We start from the raw sequence: 21,421 nt of genomic DNA on the forward strand, positions 1-21,421 counted from the left end.
CGGACGCCCAGGCCCGCAATGATCGCACCCCGCGCAACCAGTAACCGGACAGGCAGCTCTTATTCGCCGCAAGCTTTGCTTTATTGCGCCACCGTCACTCTACCGTCATAGGCTCGGCCGATGGATGAAAAAATGAACGCTTTGATTTTACGAGTGATCGCGCGCGCGCCGCAATGGCTGCGCCATGATCTGGAATCCAAGGATGCCGCCGCGCGCGGCCGCGCCGAAGAAACATTGGCAGCGATGATCAGCGACGCACTTGCCAACGGAACTGCCGCAGCGGAAAAGGATTGAGGGCAGACAGTCATTTTTGCCTTGAGAGGATGCAAGCCGTGGAGATTGCCATGTCTGCGCTTCCTCTTGTCCTTATCCTAATGTTGACGGGGTCCCTCACGGCCACGGCCACGGCCGCTGAGCATCACGCGTCATTCCATGTCGCCTGCGCGCAGGGACGCAGTCTTGGCCTGCGGATCGAAGGACGGCAGGCGCGGGTGCAATTGGCCGACGGCGAACTGGTTCTCGCCCGCAAACCTTCATCGCTGGGCCGACATTTTCGCAGCGGCGACGCCACGCTGAACCTCGACGATGGCTTTGTCGCTTTTGCTCGACGAGGCGACTGGGATTGGCAGGACTGCCATATTGATCCGTCATTCGTTTCAGAACGGTGATCAATCCATCTTGAATTGCTACGCAAAAGGCATAGCTTGGAATGTGTCGCTCCTCCCTTGGGGCGACACCTCCCTGAACCTCGGCCCCGCCGTGCAGCTTTGCTCCGGCGGGGATCCTTTATGCGACGGCGCGCTGGTCTTCAGGCGGCTGTTGGCAGCAGGGGCAAAGCGATTGGTATGGGGACAGGAGCGCGGCGTGCCTGGATCTTTTCCAGATCAGCAAAGATGCTGATGACCGCCTGATCGCCATCTTCAAAGTCACGCCACTTGGTGGTGAGCACGCCGCCATCGATCAGCGCCTCCAACGTGGCGCGGGCGCGGGATACCCGGCTTTTGACCGTTCCGACGGCTGTGCCCATGATTTCGGCGGCTTCCTCATAGGAAAGCCCGCCCGCGCCTACCAGGATCAGTGCCTCACGCTGCGGATCGGGCAGTTCGGCCAGAGCGCGCATCATGTCGCGCAGTTCCACGCTCATATCCTGCCCGGCGGGCGCCGCGAGCTTGCGGTCGGCGACTACATCGTCCCAATCGCCCACGAAACGCTTGCGCCGCATCTGGCTGAAATAATGATTGCGCAGGATGGTGAAGGTCCAGGCCTTGAAGCTGGTTCCCGCAACGAAGCGCGCGCGCGCCGCCCAAGCCTTCATCATGGTCTCCTGAACGAGATCGTCGGCAGCGTCAGCGTCATGGCACAGGCCGCGGCCAAAGGCGCGCAGATGCGGGATGGTTTCGGCGAGTTTATCCTTGAAATCCTTGTCCGAGAGCGTGGGCTTGATGTCTTCCTGCTGATTGTCGCTCACGCTGCTCTCCAATCCCAATATCTCAATGAAATAGAACATTTCGCTTGAGCATCTGTTCCGGTTTCGAAAGCGGCCGAAACGACAAGACCCCGCCAGCGGGAGGCTGGCGGGGCCGAAGTTTCACCGGATCAATCAAGCGGGGGGCAATAGTTCGACCCGATAAAAGCAGAACGCCCTCTCAGGCCGTCGGTTCCAATCGGGGCCTCTGTAGAAGGGGCAACACGCCCCCGCCGATCGCGGCGGGCAGACCGAGCTTGGCAAGGGAGTTGACCGTGCAGGATGCGCCATGGCCGGAGACCGCCCCTTTTTGCCGCTGTCGCCATCACCGTGGGCGATTGGCCCGCCGATGGGGCTGCGGACATGCTTCATTAAAGAGCGTGCACGGGAATGATGGAGATGCTGGCTGTAAGCCATGAATGAAAATCGGTATAACGCGGGTCTTACCGAATGGACGTGGTTCAGCTGTCAGCTCTCCACTGATCCAGCTTAGCATCGTATTTCCTGCGGGCAGCAACGATGGCGGTTTCGAGCTTTGCCTGTTCCTTCTTTCCCGCAGTCCGCAAGCGCGTGATTTCCTCTTTCAGCCCGGCGCGCTGATCTTCCAGTTCCGCGACTTTCGCATCGAGCGCCTGTTGCTGCGCCTCCAACTTCTGCTCGGCCGTATCGAGGGCCGCTCGGCTTGGACGAGGGCGGGGTTTCTTCGCGCGACGCGGTGGCGCGGCTGTAGTGTCCGGCTTCTTGCTGTCGGGTTTTGCTGGTGGTTTCGATTTCGCGAGCGCTGCAAAATGCTGCTCGGTGCTGCCGCGCGGCACCTTGATCACCGTTCCGGGCTGCGCAAGCGGTGCCTTCATGAGCTTAGCATCGGTCACCTGCTCCGCGACACCGCGTGCGAAAAGATTGCTGTCGGCGCCCCAGGCTTCGAGCGCCTTCTTCTGGCTGGGCGCGGCAATATAGGCGTCGTGGAAACCGATCGGGGTCCGGAACACCTTGAGTTTGGCCGCCATTAGTACGTTTCCTCGCTTGCTGTCGATGACTGGGGCGCTGGCATCTGAACGCGTTGCGACGATTATAGGCTGCATCAGCGATTGACTCATGGCGTTATGGAACAAATAGCGAACAATATGCGCTATGATGTGAGAATCGGCAGGTGCCGCCATGCGATATGCTGAACTCCAATGCGCCTCGCATTTCTCCTTCCTGCGCGGTGCGTCGAGCTGTGAGGAGCTGTTCACCCAGGCGGAAGCCTGTGGCCTCGATGCCCTTGCCATTACCGATCGCAACAGCCTGGCCGGGATCGTGCGGGCCCATGAGGCGGCGAAGGTCACCGGCGTCCGGCTGATCGTCGGCTGTCGGATCGACCTTGCCGACGGTCAGTCGCTACTGGTCTATCCCATCGACCGATCTGGCTATGGCCACCTCTGCCGACTGCTCAGCCGCGGCAAGAAACGGGGCGGGAAGGGCAAATGCATCCTCGGCTGGGACGATGTCGCGGATTTTGCCGAAGGGCTGCTCGCCATATTGTTGCCCGGCGAGGTGGAGGAAGCCGAGGCCGTGATCGGGCGCTTCGCCAAACTCTTTGCCGGACGGGGCTATCTGGCGCTGACCCTGCGCCGGCGGCCGGGCGATCAGTTGCGACTCCATAATCTCTCCAATCTCGCTGCACGGCATGCGGTGCCGACAGTGATCACCGGCGATGTCCTCTATCACCATCCGCATCGCCGTGTGTTGCAGGAGGTCATGACCTGCACCCGTCATCGCTGCACCATTGATGAGCTTGGCGCCCGGCGTGAGCTTTATGCCGACCGCTATCTGATGCCGGCTGCAGAAATGCACCGCCTCTACGGTCGCTATCCCCAGGCGCTGGCCCGGACGCTGGAGATTGCCGAGCGCTGCCGCTTCTCACTCGACGAGCTCAAATATCAATATCCGCAGGAAGTGAGCATCGCGGGCCAGACGCCGCAGGCGGCGCTGGAGCAGATGAGCTGGGAGGCGGCAAAGGCCCGTTATCCGGAGGGCGTGCCCGACAAGGTCGCGCGCCTGCTGCGCCACGAGCTGGGGCTGATCGCCGAGCTTGGTTATGCGCCCTATTTCCTGACGGTGAACTCCATCGTCCGTTTCGCGCGTAGCCGGGACATTCTCTGCCAGGGGCGGGGCTCGGCCGCCAACAGTGCGGTCTGCTATGTGCTGGGTATCACCTCGATCGACCCCGAACGCTCCGACCTGTTGTTTGAGAGGTTCATCAGCCAGGAGCGCAAAGAGCCGCCCGATATCGACGTCGACTTCGAGCATGAGCGGCGCGAGATCGTCATGCAATGGGTGTTCGACACCTATGGCCGTGACCATAGCGCGCTCTGTTCGACCGTCATCCGCTACCGCGCCAAGGGCGCGATCAAGGATGTCGGCAAGGCGCTGGGCCTTTCCGAAGATCTGATCAAGGCGCTGTCGAGCCAGGTCTGGGGCTGGAGCGAGGAGGGGGTTCAGGAGCGCCATGCCGAGGAATTGAACCTCAACCTCTCCGACCGGCGATTGCGGCTGGCGCTGGACCTCGCGCGCGAGTTGATCGGCACGCCCCGCCATCTCTCTCAGCATCCCGGCGGCTTTGTCCTTACCCATGACCGGCTCGACGAATTGGTGCCGATCGAGCCCGCCGCTATGGCGGACCGGCAGGTCATCGAATGGGACAAAGACGACATAGATGCCTTGAAATTCATGAAGGTCGATTGCCTGGCGCTGGGCATGCTGACGGCCATGAAGCGCGGGTTCGATTTTCTGGAGCAGCATAAGGGCATCCGCATGGACCTGGCCTCCATTCCACCCGAAGATCCGCGTACCTATGCCATGATCCGCGCCGCCGACACGCTGGGCGCGTTCCAGATCGAGAGCCGGGCGCAGATGGCGATGCTCCCCCATATCAAGCCGCGCACCTTCTATGATCTGGTGATCGAGGTGGCGATCGTGCGGCCCGGCCCCATCCAGGGCGATATGGTCCATCCCTATCTGCGCCGGCGGGCGGGGAAGGAGAAGGTCGAATATCCCAAGCCCGAACTGGAAAAGGTGCTGGGCAAGACGTTGGGCGTCCCGCTGTTTCAGGAACAGGCGATGCGGGTAGCAATCGAATGCGCAGGCTTCACAGCGTCCGAGGCCGATCAGCTGCGGCGCGCCATGGCGACGTTCAAGTTCACCGGCGGTGTGTCGAAGTTCAAGGAAAAGCTGGTCAGCGGCATGGTCGAGCGCGGTTACACCGCCGAGTTTGCCGAGAAGACCTTCGGTCAGCTGGAGGGTTTTGGCAGCTATGGCTTCCCGGAAAGCCATGCGGCCTCCTTTGCGCTGATCGCCTATGCGTCCTGCTGGCTCAAATGCTGGCATCCCGAGGTGTTCTGCGCGAGCCTGCTCAATTCGCAGCCCATGGGTTTCTATGCGCCGGCCCAGATTGTGGCCGATGCCCGCGCCCATCGGGTCGAGGTGCGCCCGGTCTGCGTCAATGCATCACGCTGGGATTGTACGCTGGAGCCGACCACTGGCGACCGGTTCGCTGTGCGGCTGGGCATGCGGATGGTGCGGGGGCTTAAGGAAACAGACGCCGCCCGAATCATCGCGGCGCGGGCGGATGAGCCATTCATGAGCGTAGAGGAGCTATGGCGCCGGGCAGGCGTGGGATCGGGCGCCCTCAATCGACTCGCTGAAGCCGATGCCTTTCGGGGCGCCATGCGCATTGCCCGGCGGGAAGCGCTCTGGGCGATCAAGGCGCTGCGTGACGAGCAACTGCCGCTGTTTGCTGCCGCTGACACGCGGGAAAACGGGTTCGTACAGGAGATTGTCGAGCAGGCCGTTGCCCTGCGGCCGATGAGCGAAGGGAGAGAGGTGGTCGAGGATTATGGCCATGTTGGCGTTACGTTGCGCCAGCATCCGGTGTCGTTCCTGCGAGAGGAATTACAGCGGCAGAAGATGGTACCGTGCAGCACGCTCGATACGACCAAGGAGGGCCGCTACATCTGGCTGGCCGGGCTGGTGCTGGTGCGCCAGCGACCGGGGTCGGCCAAGGGGGTCATGTTCATTACCATTGAGGATGAGAGCGGGATCGCCAATCTCATTATCTGGCCGCGCATGTTTGAACAGAACCGGCGGATCGTCATGGGTGCGCGTATGCTCGGGCTGTACGGGCAGGTGCAGCGGGAGGGCGAGGTTGTGCATGTTATCGCGAAGAAGCTGGTCGACCTATCGCCATTGCTGGGATCTTTGGGGCAAAGAGGGGAGGCGTTTCCTCTTCCCTACGGCCGCGGCGATGGGGCGCGGAGCGGCGGAGGACCTGATCCCAGGGATAGTTCAGCAAGGCAGCCAGCCGCGCGTGATATTCTCGTGCGCGACTTGCATATCGATCATGTGCGAGAGCGACCGCTGGTGAAAAGTCGGAATTTTCAGTAACCGCCAAAGTTGCACCGGCCTTGCGATATCCTCACGGGCGGACTATATTTGGTTCGAATTTAGTCCACGAAGGTCATGCCATGCGATATTCGAGCCAGGTGAAGCCGATCAGCTATCTAAAGGCCAATGCTGCTGAGGTGCTGCTTGACCTCGCAGAACGGCGTCAGCCACTGGTGATTACGCAGAATGGCGAAGCCAAAGCCGTCATCCAGGATGTCGCGTCCTTTGAGGAAACGCAGGAGGCGTTGGCGCTTCTCAAGCTGCTCGCGATCGGTAACCAGGATATCGAAGCAGGGCGGACAAAGGCTGCGCGATCGGTGATTGCCCGGCTTAAGAAGAAGGCAGCGCCCAATTGACGAAGGCTGGGAGGTTTGAGGTTGAACTCACCCGGGGTGCGGAAGACGATCTCGAAGCCATTTTCGATTATCTCTCCGAGCACCGATCGCGTGCTGACGCCGACGCGCTCCTTGATGCATTTGCGGGGAAGATCGAAGCGCTGAAACAGTTTCCGATGCGCGGCAGCGTACCGAAGGAATTGGAGGGGTTCGGGATCAAGGAGTTTAGACAGCTTCTCCTTCATCCATATCGGCTGATCTACCGAGTGGCTGGGAACCGTGTATTTATTCTCCTCATTGCAGATGGTCGGCGGGATATGCAGGCCCTGTTGGAACGCCGACTGTTGGGACGATAGGTCCATGAAATGCGTAACCTGGAGGTCTGATTTCAGGTCAACATGGGGACCTTCGCGACGGTCGGCTTCAAAACGCGGCGCCCTCGATTGCAGACGTCAGGCGAGAGCGAACGCGCCGTCCGTTCAAGCCGACAAAGTAGTCCTTGGCGGCGTGGACTTGCCTTACCGAAACCGGTCATCCATCCATCGTTGTTTTGTGGGGTTGGATCGCAGCTTTCGGGGGAAAGCCGCGCGGAAAGACGGCGAACGCCAGATGAACCAGCATAACCTGATGGTTTCGGTGCTCACCGCCGCGGGCGGTGAGCCGATCGAGAGTCACACGAGACCCGGCTATACGGGCAAGATCGCAGATATCCTGTTCCCGGCGGACGATGTGATCGTCGAGGTTAAGTCGCTCACCACAGATCGGGCCGCATCGGACGAGACGTCGGAGGCGGTTGGCGAGATGTTTTTGCGCAATACGCATATGGGAGCACCGGTAATATCCGGCACTGTGACGGTGAGGTTGCACGATCTGCCGCCCGCGATCGCCATGAACACGCTGCGGATCGCTGGCAAAAGGGTCTTGGCGGAGGCGAAGGCCGCGAACGCGCAGCTCAAAGCGACGAAGGCTGCGCTGGGTCGGCCAGAGGCGATGGGGCTGCTGGCACTGATCACCCCGCCTTTTCGGCTGGATCGGCATTCGATCGTGGCCCTGGTGGGAGACGCGATGCGTGACAATCGGTGCCGCTCCATCGATCAACTCTTCCTGGTCGAAACCCCTCTCGCGGCGCCGGAGCCTTATCGGCGGTGGGGAAACAGCTTCATGTCTTTGCATTCGCGACCCGATGGCGATCGCATCCTACCGCAGCATCTCGCCGAAGCGATCGGACGCGCCTGGGGCGAGATCACCGGACAACCGGCGGGCCCGGGGAATGAAGAGGACTATCACCGCTTCGGAGCGACGTCCTGAACCGCCGACAGAGCTGACATTCAGGGCATTCGACGCGCGCCCTGAAAGCGGTCCCCTTCATAAATCTAGCTCTTAAAACACCATGCCTCCGGTAAATACGGTTCCATCCGAGGTGTTGGCGATCCTGTCTATGGCGTGCGGGGTCAGCAGTCCCAAGCAACTGTTCAGGGTTGTGACCGATGCGGAAGGGGCCCGTGCGCCCTACAGGCTCCAGACCCTCAGGGGGGGGGCTCCCTTCCACAGCCTACTTCATATCATCATATCATCAGACAGGGGGAACGATCACCGCCCGCTGGAGCGCAGTCGCCCAGCCTGCCACGCGAGAGTTCCGGTCGACGCTAACGGCTTTTCCACACTTATTTTCCGTGCTTTAACGCAGAATCCGCTGCTTGGCGGTTCCTTCAGCACGATGTCGTCCGGTTGCCGCGACATAAAAGAGAGTTCGAAGATGCTTGAGCGACTGTCGGATCTGGACGAGCTAATCCTGCGGTGCCGGACGGATGAGGCCCGGGAACATATCGCGGAAGCGGTCGCGTCCTATCGGGGCGGCGCCTATCGCGCGACGATCGTCATGAGCTGGATCGCCGTGGTCTTCGATCTGATGGACAAGGTCCGAGACCTTAGTATTGGCGGGGAGGCGGCGGCGAGTAGGATTCTCGAAACTTTCGAGATCTACCAGCAGCAGATTCATTCGGGCGCGCAGCAGGCGACGAAGCAGGCGCTAGAATTCGAACGGGAGATTCTGCAAAAGGTTTTCAACGACCTTTCCTTGATCGACGCGCAGCAACTGACAGATCTCGAGCGTCTGCGTGAGGACCGCCACCGCTGCGCCCATCCATCGTTCAACCGCGTCGGTGAAGCCTTCCGCCCTCCCGCTGAACTGGCGCGGCTGCACCTGCGTAATGCGATCGCGCACGTACTCAGCCAACCGCCCGTTCAGGGAAAGGCGGCGCTTGAGGCCCTCAAGACCCTCGTCTCGTCAGCCTATTTCCCGACCGATCTCGCCAAGGCAAAGACCCAGCTGGCCAGCAGCGCTCTGGGCCACCCGACGCCCACGCTGGTCAAGAATTTCATCGACGCCCTGATCTTCGGCTATATCGAACTCGACGATGGCTTCCACCAACTGCCGCAGGCGCTCACCGCCTTGACCATCGTGGCCGACACGCACAGGGGTATTGCGGAACCCAGAATTGGCCAGCAGTTCCGAAAGATCTTTCACAAGGCCAATGACGAGGAACTGCCGACCGCTGTGGCGTTCGTTGCCGCGTGGCCGGCAGCATGGGATCTGCTCGATGCAGCGAATCGCGACCGCGTGACTCATTTCATCGAAGGCGCCGACTACAATGAAATCGAGCCTAGTTTTCCGTTTCTTGTGCATATCCCAGACCTGGTGCCGCAGCTCAAGGAGCGTCTGCTGGATTTCAACACCAACCAGCTGGCCGCTTTGCTGGCCGAGGAAGGCCTGCGCCCCATCGTTGTCGATGCGATTATCGCGCGTTATCTCAAATCCAACACTTACAACCACGCCAGGATCAGGCGGACAAGGCTGCTCCTGCCAGTGCTCGATCATCTGACGCCCGACCATATCGGCTACCTCGTCACCAAGGCCGCCGAGAACGACCAAGTCTATGATGAGACCGGCTTTCCACGGCTGCTCAACCGCATCGCGAAACTGAACATAATTCCCTTTGCCGCTTACAAGGTGCTCGTTGAGGGAAGCGGCTTCACGGACGTACTCGACGAGGAAGAGGAGAGCGACGAAACCTAGGTCAGACGACCGGATCTAGGCGGCCAGAGTACGACGTGTATCGCCGACACAGCGGACGTTGAGCCTAAAGATGAACGTCCTCGAAAGATGGCGGCGTACGTACACTAGAAGCCGATGCCCTAATCTCCTGATGAGATCGATGAGAATTGCCTATGTGGGCTCTTTGGCTGCCTTGCGCAATGCGGCGAGCGTATCTTCTGTCGCCATCATATCGTCGACCCGAAGACGGCGGGCTCGCTCGCTGAAGGCCGCTTCGGCGCAAGCGACCCGCGCTTAGTTGGCCCGAACCTTGAGATCGGCGATCGCATCCAGCATGCGGGAGATAACCTGCGCGCCCTCGGGCGTGTCGTCCCATATCTTGCGCATGCTCGACATCGCCTGCGCCCATTCCGGCGCCATGCTCGACTGTTGTGGCTCCAAGCGCGGAACCCGGATTTCCAGCGCCTTGCAGACTTGCACGACGTTGTGGCTGAATGTCTTGAAATGCCCCTCGCAGATCCGGCTGACCTGACTCGGATGGACGAGCGAAATTCTCCCTAATTCCGCGTAGCTTAGTCCTTTCTCTGCGCGCGCAGCAACGATTTTCGCCTTCAGGTCATCAAGCTGCTTGATTGTCGGCTTCATGCAAATTAGCATGCATATAACAAATTAAATTTGCAAGGAGGTTTCGAGTGGACGAAATTCGGTTCTACCGGGCCAGCGAGAAGCCCTATGGCGCCTTCAGCAACCTATATCGTCGCGAGGTGGAATTCGAGGGCGAGGCGTTCGCCACCAGCGAGCATGCGTACCAGGCGGGCAAGGCGCGCAAGCCTGAGGTCCGTAAGTGGCTGCTGGCGGCGCCGTCGCCAGCGCTGCTAGCAATGGCGGCGCACGGCCTATATTATTGGGATGTGGCCCCTGGCTGGTCTACCTCGAAGTTTGACCGCATGCGGGCTGTGCTCAGGGCGAAGTTCACCCAGCACGCGGATCTTCGCGACCTGCTGCTATCGACGGGCGACGCCCGCCTTGTCGAATCGGCTACGGTGGACAATGACGTCAACCGGCTCTGGGGCGAAGTAAACGGCGCGGGCAAGAACATGCTCGGCGTGCTGCTGATGGAGATACGGGACGAACTCCGTCAGGAGGACGAATGTTGCCTCGTCGCCGCTGAATAGGCCTTTGACGGCACGCGCAGGACTTCGCGGGCATAGTTGGGGCCGCAATGCTTGAAGAGGCCGCGTGCGCCGACAAAGGCGCAGTTTTCGGCGGCTAGTCGTTGACCAGCGACTATACCCTCGATCAGCACTGTAGTGCTGAGGTCGTTCGCTTGGAGGCCGGACGAGAGCATCCAGTCGATGACGCCAACGCTCACCATGTCGCCCGAACCGCAGGTATCGAGTACCGCTGGCGCACTTATCGCCGAACACCACACGGCCTGGTCGTCATGGCGGATTTCAAGACCTGCTGCACCGTGCGTGACGATCCGCACACAGTCATGATGCAGGTCCGCCAGGCGCTCGCCAAGCCTGTCGACAGAATATTTGAGGATGGAGACGAGGCCTAGCGCCTCATCGAACAGGTCGTCTTGCTCGACGTCCGAGGGCTCGAAGAAGATGATTGCACCTGAGCGCCGGGCAGCCTTCATGGCTTCCAGGATGCTCTCCGACAGCCGGTCGGCGTAGAAGACGCTGCACTGGGTGAGGATGTGGAGCGCGGAGGCCACCTCGCTCTGTCCGATCGGAACGTAGCGCGGAAGATCCTCGCTCGTCTCGGGGCAGACGAAGGTGAAATCGTGATGGCCCGACGCCGTGTCCAACTCCTGGGCGATGATCGGCGAGCGCGTGCCCGATTGGCGATGGATGTGATCTACGACCGCGCCGGCCTCGACGAACTCCGCGAGCAGTTGCCCGCCCTCATCGTCGTCGCCGAGCATCAGCAGCGGAACGACATTCCGATGCAACATCGCGAGCGACAGGAGTACATTCCCGCATGAGCCTCCCAGCGCTTCGTCGGTCAGGTCGCCATCGGCGTAGATCCTGTCTAGGACGGTCAGTCCTGTGCCAGCTACGTCGAAGCGGTACTGAAGAGAAGTCGCGGTAGTCATGTTCTTGCTATGTACTCCTTGGGTCATCGACTGTCTAGCGACAGCGAAGCTGTGTCGAGGCGAATCTCGCCAGACGTACATTGTACCAGAGCGGCCAACAGTTTGAGAAGGGCCTCCGGTCCCGTTATAGTGCCGCCGAACAGCGACCAGCAACCGTTTGGCGCGCCGCAGACTTCGCCGACGCTAACGCCGTGCGGATGCGAGAGCAGCGCGTGGTCGTTGCCCGAAGCGGCGCCACTATCCCCGAAGCACAGGATTGCTGTCCCTGGGCGTGCCACGTCGCGGACCGCCTCGACGACAGCCGCTTTGCTCGATGACGAGGGAACGATGTCGAAGCTGTGTCCGGACGCCGATATCCTTACCTCGCCGGTCGCGATTAGGGGGCACGCAGCAAGATCGAGCGCGAATCGGTACGGGTGTTTCAGGCGGTGCATGTCCACACTGATCTGCACTGGCCCTGCCTTGAATTTTTTCTCAAGGAAGAGGTCGTTCCGTTTCTCCAGCCACGAGGCGGTGGCGGCGATAGCTGCGCTCTGCGCGGGCGGATCCAGCTCGATCTGGACGTCAGCGGTGCTGATATATCCGCCGTTATAGTAGCCGATGACCATTAAGGAGAGGAGGTCTGCGGGAAGTACCTTGCGAAGATCGTCTCCGACAGAGCCGCCTCTCCCGGTTGCGATCCCCAGTTTCAAGCCCGCCCGGTGCAGCCGGACCAGCTCGTCGACAATTCTCTGATCGGGCAAATCATATCGCCCGTCGGTCGTCACTATGGTCCCGTCATAGTCAAAGACCGCACCGCCAATGTCCGCTTCTTCGAGTGTTCGCAACCGCTCGCTGCCAATTGACGCAAGGCTGGGCTGTTCGGGATACGACGCATCGGCCTTCGCCATTGCCGCGCGTTTGTGACGTAGCCGAGGCGGAAGGTTATGGGCCAGCTTTTCGAGGGATCGGTCGTCGTAGATCGCACGGCCAAATTCGCCGATACCGGGTTTGCCGGGATCGATGCCCAGGGTTTCGCCGATGGCCTCGACCAACGAGAGCCCGTCGATCAGGGCGAGCAGGTTCTCGAGCCTACCGCAACGGCCGTGGTCGACCGCCGTGCGCCGCAAACCATCTGGAAGCACATCGTCGATCGCCGCCCAAGACGCGCGGGACGTACTCCCTGTGAGCGCAAGTACGACCGTGTCGTTGGCCCGATGGTGAAGCCACGCATGCCGTCCGTGGGCGAGATTGCGAAAGTCGGTCGTTTGCACGGGGCAGAGCGTAGCTTCCCAAAGGGACGTGTCGAGCAGCGATGCGACGGGCCGCAACAGCGGATCGGCGGCGATGATCAGGGTGTCGCTGGTCCGAAAGCCCGCCCATTGGTCCACAAGATGGCTGCGTTCACTAATGTCGCGAGCCCCGGTCAGTCGGCCCGCGATCTGTTCGAGGGGCGCAGGGCTTGATGCGGGTTCGCGAGACGCCATCGCACTGGCGAGCAGAAGGCCGACGGTCATCGCAAGAAGCGAGTGCGTCGCGAGATATCCATCCTTGAGGTCTGCGACTGGAACAACATGCACCGCACCGCCGACTTGCCTCACGATCGCCGCGGCGGCGCCATCAGGGTTGCGCGTAACGAGGTTGAGATCAACGCAGGCGCGGTCGATGACCGCCTGCGCCGCCGCGGTCACATCGGGGTTGTCTCCGCCAGCGCTGAAGAGCCACACTTGGGTGGACTTGAGAGAATGATGATCGGTAACCGCGTGCATAGGCGTGGCGACCGACGTCGGCCCCAGTCCGAGCGAGTCTCGGCATCGTACGAAATATTCGGCTGCGACGACCGAACCGCCGGATCCGATCGCCAAGGCGTGACCACAGTTTCCCCGCATGAGCGATGTCGCGATCGGGGCGGGATCGAAATCGGCAAAAAGGTCGAGAGTGGCGGGCAGCGCATCGAGCTTGGAACTGAACCTGGGCGTGCTCATTCTTCGCTATAGCCCGCGTACAAGGGCCCCGACAGGACGAGGTGCACCATCATGTCCGGAGGATCGCTTGGTGACGGCTTCGCCGCGCTGAAGTCGTAGCTTTCCGTCTCGACATATTGCACCGACATGCCGTGTTCGATGGCGGCCATCATCGCCCCTGCCGCCAGCACCTTGCTGCCCAAGGGCGAGAGTACCATACGGGGGTCATAGGTCCCTTCCATTGTCCGGTCGATCCGTTGCTTCAGGGTGGACAGGGTTCGGTAGCAGTCGAGAGGGTTCTTCTCGGACGCGTAGACGATGTCGCGGGGGTCTATCTCCCATTCATCGACGAGCTCGGTCTGGAACTCGGTGAGGAGATCGTCGGCGCGGCGCGGATTCCGAGCGGGAAAGGGCAGCACCGGACATATCTTGTACCAGTTCCCGCTCGATGCACCGATCTGCGTCAGGGTGGAGGCTCTGCCCCGCGCGAGCTGCGGTATCCAGACCGGGGCAACTTCGAGCGCGCTCATCCCGACGTCGGGTGCGAAGCCCTTGACCGGACTAATGCGGCTCGACGGGACGCTGGATATTTGGTCGTCCAGTTCCGGGTTCGACACGATCATCAGGTGGAAGGCGCGATTGCCGTCCTCCTCGCATTCCTCGAGGAGGAGCTTGGCTGCCGGAAAGCCAATTCCGATGGAAAGCGCGCTAAGATCCAGAATTACGTCCGTGACGTCGGCCGGGATCGGGTTGGCAAGAATCTCCGAGACCAGTCGGGCACCCCCAACAGGAGCACCGTCGTCTGCGAATACCGGCAGCACGAAAACCTTGGAGGCCGGAACAATGGCCTTTAACGCCGTCTCGTTCGCATCCGCGCGTTTTACGAGCTCGTCGGTCGCGCCTGGACGTTCCTCACGAATGTAGTAGGCGGATAACCGCTCGTCGAGCGTGTCCGCTAGCAACTGGGACACGCGCTGCGAACGCGGATCGAACCCGGCGGCTGCAACCAGCAAGACGCGGCGTGATGGATCGGCGAAATAATCCCGGATGAACGAAGCGACGTCGTCGTCGAAGTTCGTGATGCAGTTTGACCAATGTTCACGCATCGGCCAGCCCCGCTGCGTCGCGTAGATATCCCACTCGCCTTTCGAGGAATCCGCCTCGATTATAGGTCAGGCCGTGGACGAGGCTCACCGTGCCGGTCAGCTCGATCAGCGTCCAAAGCTTGCCGCCCTGACCGTAATCACGTTCGATCGTTATCGCTCCGTTCGCGATGGCGTGCTTCAGCACCGCGCCCAACTCATCATCCAGCGACAGGGCCTGCATTTCGTCTTCCAGGATACCGATCGCGTTGGCGCCGGCCCCTAGGGGCGCGTTCGGGAGCAGAGATTCGGCAAGGCAGTCCTTCGCGATATGATCAACCATGGCGCGCACCCGGGAGGCGTGCGGGAAAGCCCAGCCATCCATGATCGCGCGCGCCTTGTCGGAGAGCACCTTCTGCTGGGTCTTGGCTGGCAGAGGAAGATCTTCGTTGCGGATCGCGCGGGTCTCGATGTTCGCGACGAGCGCGCCGGCGAACTGCAGAAAGATTTCGGCATTTTCGTTACTGGCGTCGCAAATATCATCAATCCCGAAATGGAACGGACGTCCTAGTTCGTGGTAGAGGTGCAGGCGGGCGCCGTGCGCGACGTCTGCGTCTGCCTTCAACGGTGTTTTCGGCTCGGGATCGAAATCTTCGAAGAGGGACGGCGCGGACCGTGCAATGCGCACAGCATAACGGTGGATAAGGATGCGCACCATCGCGAGCGCCACCTCCGGCCCATGGTCGTATGAGCGCGAGCGTTTCAGATAATCGGCGACGATTGCGTCGATCTCCTCCCGACGGGAGGCGGCAACGCCACGTTTGGCCTGCTCGCGTGCGATTTTCTCAGTGAGTGACCGCAATTGAGCCGGGGTTACGGTTGGCGGCTCGGAGGGAAGAAGGCGCTCGATGTCGGTCGCCCCCCGGTTGCGAAGCGCCTCGACAAGCGGGAGGTACCGCTTCGCCATGTCCTTGGCCATCGTTCGGAACTGCCGCCGAGCGGCATCCTTCTTGCCGTCTTCGACCACCTGCATGCGGATGTCGACGAAATCGCGGCCCTGCGAGCGCCCGTGGGATGGCTGCGCGCCGGGAGAGCGGAGCACCGCGCCGGGACTCAGGGCGTCGAGGCGCATCATCATCCATCTGCCGAACTTCATCTCGCGATGCGACAAAGTCTCGAACATCTCCTCAAGCTGATCGTGATGAAGCGCGTGAACGTCGTCCAGCATCACCAGCGGCGTCACTTCGATGGGCTCGCCGTCCCATTCGATTCTGATCCGTTGAATGGCGTCGAACGGCGCGTAGGGGGCTGTTGCATCCTCTGGCAGATCGCTGAGCTTCGGTGGCCGCAGGCCAGCGCCGATCGAGTAGATCGCCCGCTGGACGGCGAGGGCGCGGTCGCGGACGCCCTGGGCAGTTAAGCCGCCGATTTGCTCAAGATGAGCCTCGTACGAAGCCCGCGGCACGAAGGTTATACCATCGAGGTCTCGGGTTCGGTTGGCCGTGAGGTTCCGGATGAGGCCGAGCATCGCGCGGGCCTGGACTAGCCAGAAGGCGAGCTTGGTCTTTACGGCGTTCTCGTACGGCAGTTCCCAGAACTCGCGATACTCGGATTCCATCGGTACGCGCACGGCGGCGATATGGGGGATGGCATTCTGGAGGAAGCCAGCCTCGGCGAGAGCGGCAGCCAGGGTACGATTGGTGGCGTTCGTTCTGTCCTTGAGGATCGCCTCGACCATCCTGAACTCGGCGAGCGTCGCAAGCATAGTCTTGCCGCTTCCGGGCGAGCCGATGATGCGAACCGGCACCTCGAACATATCGTCCTTATGCTTGTTCTTGGCGAGGAACGTCGTGAGCGGCGACGGGCTGACGATTGACAGGAACGATGCGTCGTCTCGGACATACTCGGTTGCCCGGCGGAGGAAGGGGTTTGCCATTCTGCTTATCCGTGGCGATCGCGGCGCAGGAACAAGGGCCGCATGGGCGGGCCCTGCGTTCCCTCGGTGTCGGCCCAGAGGATGGATATCGAATTGTTGGGAGTGTTGTGCTCGAGGACCAGGGGGAGCGCGCAGTTCGCATATCCGTACTTCATGTCGGTCTGCCCGGCCTCCCTGCAGTGTTTCTCGAGCCGCATGAAGAGCTCATCATCGTAGTAGGTATCGCACAGCCCGAGATAGGATGTGTCGCTTGAGTTGGCAGCGAGCATTGTGCCGGTCGCGGCATCTGCAGCGCCGATGCGCAGATCGCCCGGTAGCCTCAGACCCTCCGTTATGAACGCTGTCCCATAGCTGCGACTGGAAAGTTTGATCGCTGCCTCGGCGATCCGGCCTTCGAGCGCCTCTCTCGCCTGGGCGGTGGATATATAGTGATGGATATGCAGTGTATAGCCGTCTGCCAGCGGGAAGTCGTTCTTGAGTTGGGCTCGCGCGTTTGCGACGATCTTTTCGAACTTGGCGAGTTTTCCCTTCGCTTCCCCGCCTTCGGGAAAGCGTATGAAGGTGGTGCCCGAGGCGGTGAAGTCGTCGATCAGATAGACATCGTCGAAGCGGGCGTCCGCGGACTTAAGGTCGTCCTTCAGGTCTTTGCCAAGGCCCCGCCATTTTTCATCATCGACGTTCATCATCGGCACGACCTGTTCCTGGGACAAGCGCCCGGAGTTGGCGCGTCGCAGGACGTCGATACGGCTTCCGTCGCTCAGCCCGACAAAGAGACAGCGACGCAGTCGATCGGAGAATGCGTTCGCGCCCTCCTTCGTCGCCCAGACCTCGTAGGGCTTGATGCCCATTGTGTTGGCGACTGCCTTGCGCAGATAGGGCGTCACCACCTCGGGGATGAAGGTCTCGATCACGCGCTGCATCTCGGCGGTCGAGATATAGACTAGGCGCCGCCGAACCAGGGCGTAAGCTGTCTCGCGGTCCGCCGGGTCGAAGTGGCGCAGCCATGAAACTAGGCTCTCCAGAAACCGTACGCCTGCGCGGAAATCGGAATAGCCGTCATACTTCATCGAGGACATCAGGCGCAACCAGGCATATTCCCTGGTCGCGCGCTCATTATCCCAAGCCATGACGGTAGCGATCAAATTGAGGGCAAGCGTATTGATCATTGGGAGGCGCCCGCGCTCGCTTCAAAATGAAGAACGGCCCGTCGCTGCGCGCTCGTGAACTGAAACTGGTTGATAATCATTGCCCCTCTAGCAAGAAACTGCCTCGCCGATCGCGCCCGATCAAGCGTTACCATCACGAGATCAATCAGATTCGCCAAGATCGCTCATTTTCTCCTCGATTTCTATCACGTAGCCGTCGCCTTGGTTGGCGCGGGATGACAGCACGACAGATTGAAACCGATCAATGTCGGCGTCGGAATCTCTCACGGGCCGAAAAGACGCTCTGCCGTCCCTGCGATCCACCCGGAAATTGGTGTTGTCCTCGATCAGATCGCCGATGTGGCTCAACCTCGTCCTCCAGTTTCACGCGCAGATTTAAGCGGGCGCAATGATATTCCTTCGGTCGGCAGGTCTCACCCGGGCGTCAGCCGCGCGGTCCGCGAGCAGACTATGAGCCTTTTCGCGCCGCGCGTCATCGCGACATAGAGGTGTCGTCGATCCATTTCGCCGGGATCGAGGATGACTGCGGTGTCCGCCTCCAGCCCTTTGAGCAGCAGAGTGCTGCCGACGGTGCGTTTTGCGAGCGGCCTGCCGATCAAGCGCGATCGCTCACGTTCCTGAATGGCTGCAGCGGCGGGCGAGAGGCCGGGGTTGTCGCCGCAATTCTTGAGCAGGCGCAGGGCGCCGCGCAGGATCGCGGGGCGGTGGGTGCGGACCCCCTGTTCCCGCCCAATTTCAACGAGCAGGTCTGCCGCCGTTCGATAGCACGGCGTTTCAGCTAATCTAATGGCTGCCGATTCGACAGCTGAAGCTGGCTGCCGCTCGCGTCCCGCGCGCAGGGTGACGACCCGGTTCAGCAGGTTGGTACCGCCGGTATTGGTCATGACCGATCCCGCAAATGATATAAGATGCTGCAGCAAACCCGCGGATGTAAAGTCGAGGCCATCCCCAAATGTAATGAGATCGCGCATGTCGACATTCTCTACCGTGACAGCACCGTGGATCTGACTGGCAAATTGTCTTTGGCCGGCAGGGTTTCGGGAATCAGCGATAATAAGAACCTTCTCTCCATCTGCTGCGGCTACGGCACCCGCCCTTAGGCGGCGCTGGTGGTCCTCGCTCCCATCGAGGTGAACCCAGGACACATTGGCGGGCGCCGCAGAGAGATCGACTCCGTGCCCGGCGATCAGGGCATGGCGTACATCGAGGAGGTAGCGTCCGAAGGTTGCCTCGCCTGCATACATCCAGCGCCAGGGGGCGGTGAGCTCAGCTGCGATGGGAAAATGCGCGCAGACCTGTTGTTCCCAGTTGGCGAGAGCATTGCCCTGAAAACCGAAGATCGCCTGCATGGGATCGCCCAGGACGCAGGTGCGCAGGCTTTGCGCTGCATAGTAGACGATCGCGTGCTGGACCTCGGAGCAATCCTGATACTCGTCGACGATCATGCGATCGTAGGTGGCTGCCAGCACGTCGTTGATATGCCCATCGCGCAGCAAGGTCCCCGCCGCCTGCCTGATTGCCGGATAATGTAATCTTGGGTTTGCAATCGTGAGAATGGCCGGGTCGTGTCCGCCCCGCTTGGGGAACAGCGTCAGGAGCCGCATGCACCAGCCATCGATGGTCGCCAGGCGATAGTGTGAGGGGACAACGCCAGCTTTGTCGAGGCGGGCCCGCAGAGCAGCGACCCCTGCATTCGTATGGGTGAGGACAAGAATGGGTTTAGCGCCGACATGCCGGGTCAGGGCCTGCGCGATAAGATGGGTCTTGCCGCAACCAGCGGGCGCGGTGACCGTGCCGCGATCGATTGCAAGGAGGTCGATGTCAGACACCATGGCACCAATCGAACAAGGCCGCGATGTTGCCGCGGAAGTCGGCGCTCATGTTCTGGAAGTCGGGACCGATGATGTCGCGGGCGGCATCCTCCATCCAGCTTACTGTCTTGAACCAAGCGTTCTTTTTCCCCTTTGCCGCAGTGGCTAGGGTCTGGCGGCTCCACGGCGTGACCGGTCCTCGGCAAACCGCGAGGGCAAGCGCGTTCTGCGATGCGGCGCGGATATGTTCATCGATCAATCCTTCGCCGTGGAGTTCGACCGCGCGCTCGAGGAGTTGATGGACGGCGGTATCGCTCACACCCAGGAAGATCGCCTGTTCGAGCGCTTGCCCAGCCGCCCATTTGAAGAGCCGCCCGTTCTGAAACGTAAACAGCGCTTCCTCGCCGACATCGGGCTGAACGTCGTCGTCGCGCAGTGTCGCGATACGGAAGCCAAGGTTAAGCAGGACGTTGGCGCGGCCATAGATCTTGTTGACGCCCCCGGCATCGACCAATGCTACGCCGCGGGCATTGAGCGAGGTAGCGCCCTGCGCTGCAAAGCACAGATCCAATCCGCGCATCAGCCCAACCTCGCTGGCGCCTTCGCAGACGAGCACCGAATGCGAGAGAAAAGCTTCCGGATGCACGCGGATTGTCCCCTGGATCTGGTCGCCGGCGCCGACCAGATCCAGCTTGTGGCCGGCTGCGAGCTTGCGCAAGACCCACAGCTGGTCGCCTCGCAGCTCGCGTAGCGCTACGGGAGAATGCGTCGTCAGGAAGGCTTGGATGGGCGGCGGGTTTTCCTTCGCGCCGATCGACCCCAGAAGGCGGATGATCCGGTGGGGCTCCAGGCCATGCTCGAGCTCGTCGATCAGGAGTACGCTCGACTCTTGGGCCGCCCTGCGCTGAAGCCCAGCTACCAGTAGGCGTGTTGATCCTACACCGAGCGCGCGCAGCGGTATGCCATCGTCACCGTGGAGGGCGACAGTACCGCCGCTAAAGGACACGGAATGGGCATCGAGCATCGCCTTCAACTTTTCGCCGGCGGGAATGCCGAGTTCTCGGGCGGTATCGGCGACGATCTTCAGCGTCTCGCCAAGCTGGGCATCGGCTAGATCGCCAAAGGCCTTGCGGGCGTCTCGCGCAGCACTAGCGAGGGCCGCTGACGTATCGGCCTTTTCGTCGGTGAGGCGGTTGAGTACCGAACCGCGCCGCCAGGCCAAGTTGCTTTCCGCGAGCGCGCCGATCCGGGTGGGCGACAAGCGCATGCGGTCGCCCCAGGTCAGATTCCGCGAGAGGCCTTGCGCGTGGGCGCGATCGGACACGAGCGTCCAGACGGGATCGAGATCACTGCCGACCGACAGCTTGATCGTCAGGACCGTTTCCTTCCCGGCTTCGGGTTCATCGTCGATGATCCCGTTTGCAGGATCGAAGCTACGAACATAGGCGCCGTATGTGTCGATGCTCTTCAGGGCATCGGATAGGTCGCCGATCGTGATGCTGATCGAAATTGGCGCTGTCACGTTGAGGGCGTGGAAATCGGCGTCGGTGAACGGCGCACTCCGACGCGCTCCGAGACACAGGTCGATCGCGTCTAGGACAGAGGATTTGCCTCCGTCGCCCGGGCCGATCAGGCAATTGATCCCGGCGCTGGGAAACCAATCCAGCTTCTGGATGCAGCGAAAATTTCTGATTCCGATGTGGCGAATCCGCGCCATTGCTCCCTCCTGCAATTGAGAAGGCATTAACCCTTGAAGTAAATGCTGGCCAGTGCGACCAGCCAAATACAATTCAGAAAAGACACGTTGCAACAGTGGCTTGCATTCTGAAACCCGTTGCGCTGGCTGCCGGCGGCTACACCTTCGGCAAGGAAAACGGTGCCGGGATGCGTCGAAGATCGCTGACCGTCAGGGCTTCCCTCCAGATTCATCACCACCCCGAAGCGGAGGCTCCCGATTGCACGCCAGGACAGCCGAAATTAAGCTCTGCGCTGATTACGCGCCCCTTCTCGCAAAATCGCGTGATAAAAATCACCCACTAGGATGCTATAACAAACTGAATTTTTGTAAAATCTTCGGGCGAGGGATCGAACCCTCCACC

The 21,421-nt window shown here is 61.1% G+C and carries 20 protein-coding genes; 9 read left to right on the top strand and 11 right to left on the bottom strand.

The genetic code is table 11. The annotated features are described in order from the left end of the window. Positions 1–120 precede the first annotated feature (120 nt). Both VVT58_RS21205 and VVT58_RS21210 read left to right on the top strand, forming a co-directional pair. A complete protein-coding gene (locus VVT58_RS21205) occupies positions 121–294 on the top strand; it encodes a hypothetical protein (protein ID WP_327754374.1) in 174 nt (57 codons plus the stop codon). A 38-nt stretch (positions 295–332) separates the two neighbouring features. Continuing rightward, positions 333–668 carry a hypothetical protein gene (locus tag VVT58_RS21210; protein WP_139111425.1) on the top strand — a complete coding sequence of 112 codons (336 nt, stop codon included), beginning with the start codon at positions 333–335 and terminating at the stop codon, positions 666–668. A gap of 140 nt (positions 669–808) precedes the next feature. Here VVT58_RS21210 and VVT58_RS21215 read toward each other — a convergent pair whose 3' ends face one another. After that, positions 809–1,468 (bottom strand): sigma-70 family RNA polymerase sigma factor, encoded by a 660-nt coding sequence (locus tag VVT58_RS21215; protein ID WP_061940026.1) that lies wholly within the window; start codon positions 1,466–1,468, stop codon positions 809–811. Positions 1,469–1,926: 458 nt separating this feature from the next. Further along, positions 1,927–2,625 (bottom strand): hypothetical protein, encoded by a 699-nt coding sequence (locus VVT58_RS21220; RefSeq protein ID WP_226869717.1) that lies wholly within the window; start codon positions 2,623–2,625, stop codon positions 1,927–1,929. On the opposite strand from VVT58_RS21220, the gene VVT58_RS21225 reads away from it, so the two are divergent. The 5 genes from VVT58_RS21225 (at position 2,624) to VVT58_RS21245 (ending at position 9,301) form a co-directional block, all read left to right on the top strand. Then, complete coding sequence (locus tag VVT58_RS21225; RefSeq protein WP_061939990.1) at positions 2,624–5,890, top strand: error-prone DNA polymerase; 3,267 nt, start codon at positions 2,624–2,626, stop codon at positions 5,888–5,890. The two genes, VVT58_RS21220 and VVT58_RS21225, sit on opposite strands and share 2 nt — an antisense overlap. 80 nt (positions 5,891–5,970) lie before the next feature. Beyond that, complete coding sequence (locus VVT58_RS21230) at positions 5,971–6,246, top strand: type II toxin-antitoxin system Phd/YefM family antitoxin (protein ID WP_061939988.1); 276 nt, start codon at positions 5,971–5,973, stop codon at positions 6,244–6,246. Beyond that, positions 6,243–6,581: a type II toxin-antitoxin system RelE/ParE family toxin gene (locus VVT58_RS21235; RefSeq protein WP_061939986.1), complete on the top strand. Its 339-nt coding sequence runs from the start codon at positions 6,243–6,245 to the stop codon at positions 6,579–6,581. Before VVT58_RS21230 ends, VVT58_RS21235 begins: the two co-directional genes overlap by 4 nt. Positions 6,582–6,834: 253 nt before the next feature. Continuing rightward, a complete protein-coding gene (locus VVT58_RS21240; protein WP_061939984.1) occupies positions 6,835–7,533 on the top strand; it encodes a hypothetical protein in 699 nt (232 codons plus the stop codon). Positions 7,534–7,648: 115 nt separating this feature from the next. Beyond that, on the top strand, positions 7,649–9,301 hold the full coding sequence (locus tag VVT58_RS21245) for a hypothetical protein (RefSeq protein ID WP_352000165.1): 1,653 nt from the start codon (positions 7,649–7,651) through the stop codon (positions 9,299–9,301). A 273-nt stretch (positions 9,302–9,574) separates the two neighbouring features. Here VVT58_RS21245 and VVT58_RS21250 read toward each other — a convergent pair whose 3' ends face one another. Beyond that, positions 9,575–9,925 (bottom strand): helix-turn-helix transcriptional regulator, encoded by a 351-nt coding sequence (locus VVT58_RS21250; protein WP_061939980.1) that lies wholly within the window; start codon positions 9,923–9,925, stop codon positions 9,575–9,577. A gap of 47 nt (positions 9,926–9,972) precedes the next feature. On the opposite strand from VVT58_RS21250, the gene VVT58_RS21255 reads away from it, so the two are divergent. After that, positions 9,973–10,455 (top strand): NADAR family protein, encoded by a 483-nt coding sequence (locus VVT58_RS21255; protein WP_061939978.1) that lies wholly within the window; start codon positions 9,973–9,975, stop codon positions 10,453–10,455. On the opposite strand, the gene VVT58_RS21260 is transcribed toward VVT58_RS21255, so the two are convergent. The 8 genes from VVT58_RS21260 to VVT58_RS21295 form a co-directional block, all read right to left on the bottom strand. Further along, complete coding sequence (locus VVT58_RS21260) at positions 10,419–11,384, bottom strand: PfkB family carbohydrate kinase (protein ID WP_061939976.1); 966 nt, start codon at positions 11,382–11,384, stop codon at positions 10,419–10,421. The two genes, VVT58_RS21255 and VVT58_RS21260, sit on opposite strands and share 37 nt — an antisense overlap. Before the next feature lie 23 nt (positions 11,385–11,407). After that, complete coding sequence (locus VVT58_RS21265; RefSeq protein ID WP_061939974.1) at positions 11,408–13,348, bottom strand: HAD hydrolase family protein; 1,941 nt, start codon at positions 13,346–13,348, stop codon at positions 11,408–11,410. Then, positions 13,345–14,433, bottom strand: a complete 1,089-nt coding sequence (locus VVT58_RS21270; RefSeq protein ID WP_061939972.1) for a hypothetical protein — start codon at positions 14,431–14,433, stop codon at positions 13,345–13,347. The genes VVT58_RS21265 and VVT58_RS21270 overlap by 4 nt, the downstream gene beginning before the upstream one ends. After that, the gene (locus VVT58_RS21275) at positions 14,426–16,345 is read right to left on the bottom strand and encodes a hypothetical protein (protein WP_061939970.1); all 1,920 of its coding nucleotides are present in this window, start codon (positions 16,343–16,345) and stop codon (positions 14,426–14,428) included. The genes VVT58_RS21270 and VVT58_RS21275 overlap by 8 nt, the downstream gene beginning before the upstream one ends. 5 nt (positions 16,346–16,350) lie before the next feature. Further along, positions 16,351–17,511 carry a hypothetical protein gene (locus tag VVT58_RS21280; RefSeq protein ID WP_061939967.1) on the bottom strand — a complete coding sequence of 387 codons (1,161 nt, stop codon included), beginning with the start codon at positions 17,509–17,511 and terminating at the stop codon, positions 16,351–16,353. Positions 17,512–17,652: 141 nt separating this feature from the next. After that, positions 17,653–17,859: a hypothetical protein gene (locus VVT58_RS21285; RefSeq protein WP_061939965.1), complete on the bottom strand. Its 207-nt coding sequence runs from the start codon at positions 17,857–17,859 to the stop codon at positions 17,653–17,655. A gap of 65 nt (positions 17,860–17,924) precedes the next feature. Beyond that, a complete protein-coding gene (locus tag VVT58_RS21290; protein WP_061939963.1) occupies positions 17,925–19,343 on the bottom strand; it encodes a UvrD-helicase domain-containing protein in 1,419 nt (472 codons plus the stop codon). Then, positions 19,333–21,039 (bottom strand): ATP-dependent endonuclease, encoded by a 1,707-nt coding sequence (locus VVT58_RS21295; RefSeq protein WP_061939961.1) that lies wholly within the window; start codon positions 21,037–21,039, stop codon positions 19,333–19,335. The genes VVT58_RS21290 and VVT58_RS21295 overlap by 11 nt, the downstream gene beginning before the upstream one ends. On the opposite strand from VVT58_RS21295, the gene VVT58_RS21300 reads away from it, so the two are divergent. Then, positions 21,039–21,362, top strand: coding sequence for a hypothetical protein (locus VVT58_RS21300; RefSeq protein WP_327754377.1), 324 nt, complete (start codon positions 21,039–21,041; stop codon positions 21,360–21,362). The genes VVT58_RS21295 and VVT58_RS21300 overlap by 1 nt on opposite strands. The last annotated feature ends 59 nt before the right edge of the window (positions 21,363–21,421 follow it).

It is taken from the genome of Sphingobium sp. SJ10-10 (genome assembly GCF_036038995.2).
Classification (GTDB): domain Bacteria; phylum Pseudomonadota; class Alphaproteobacteria; order Sphingomonadales; family Sphingomonadaceae; genus Sphingobium.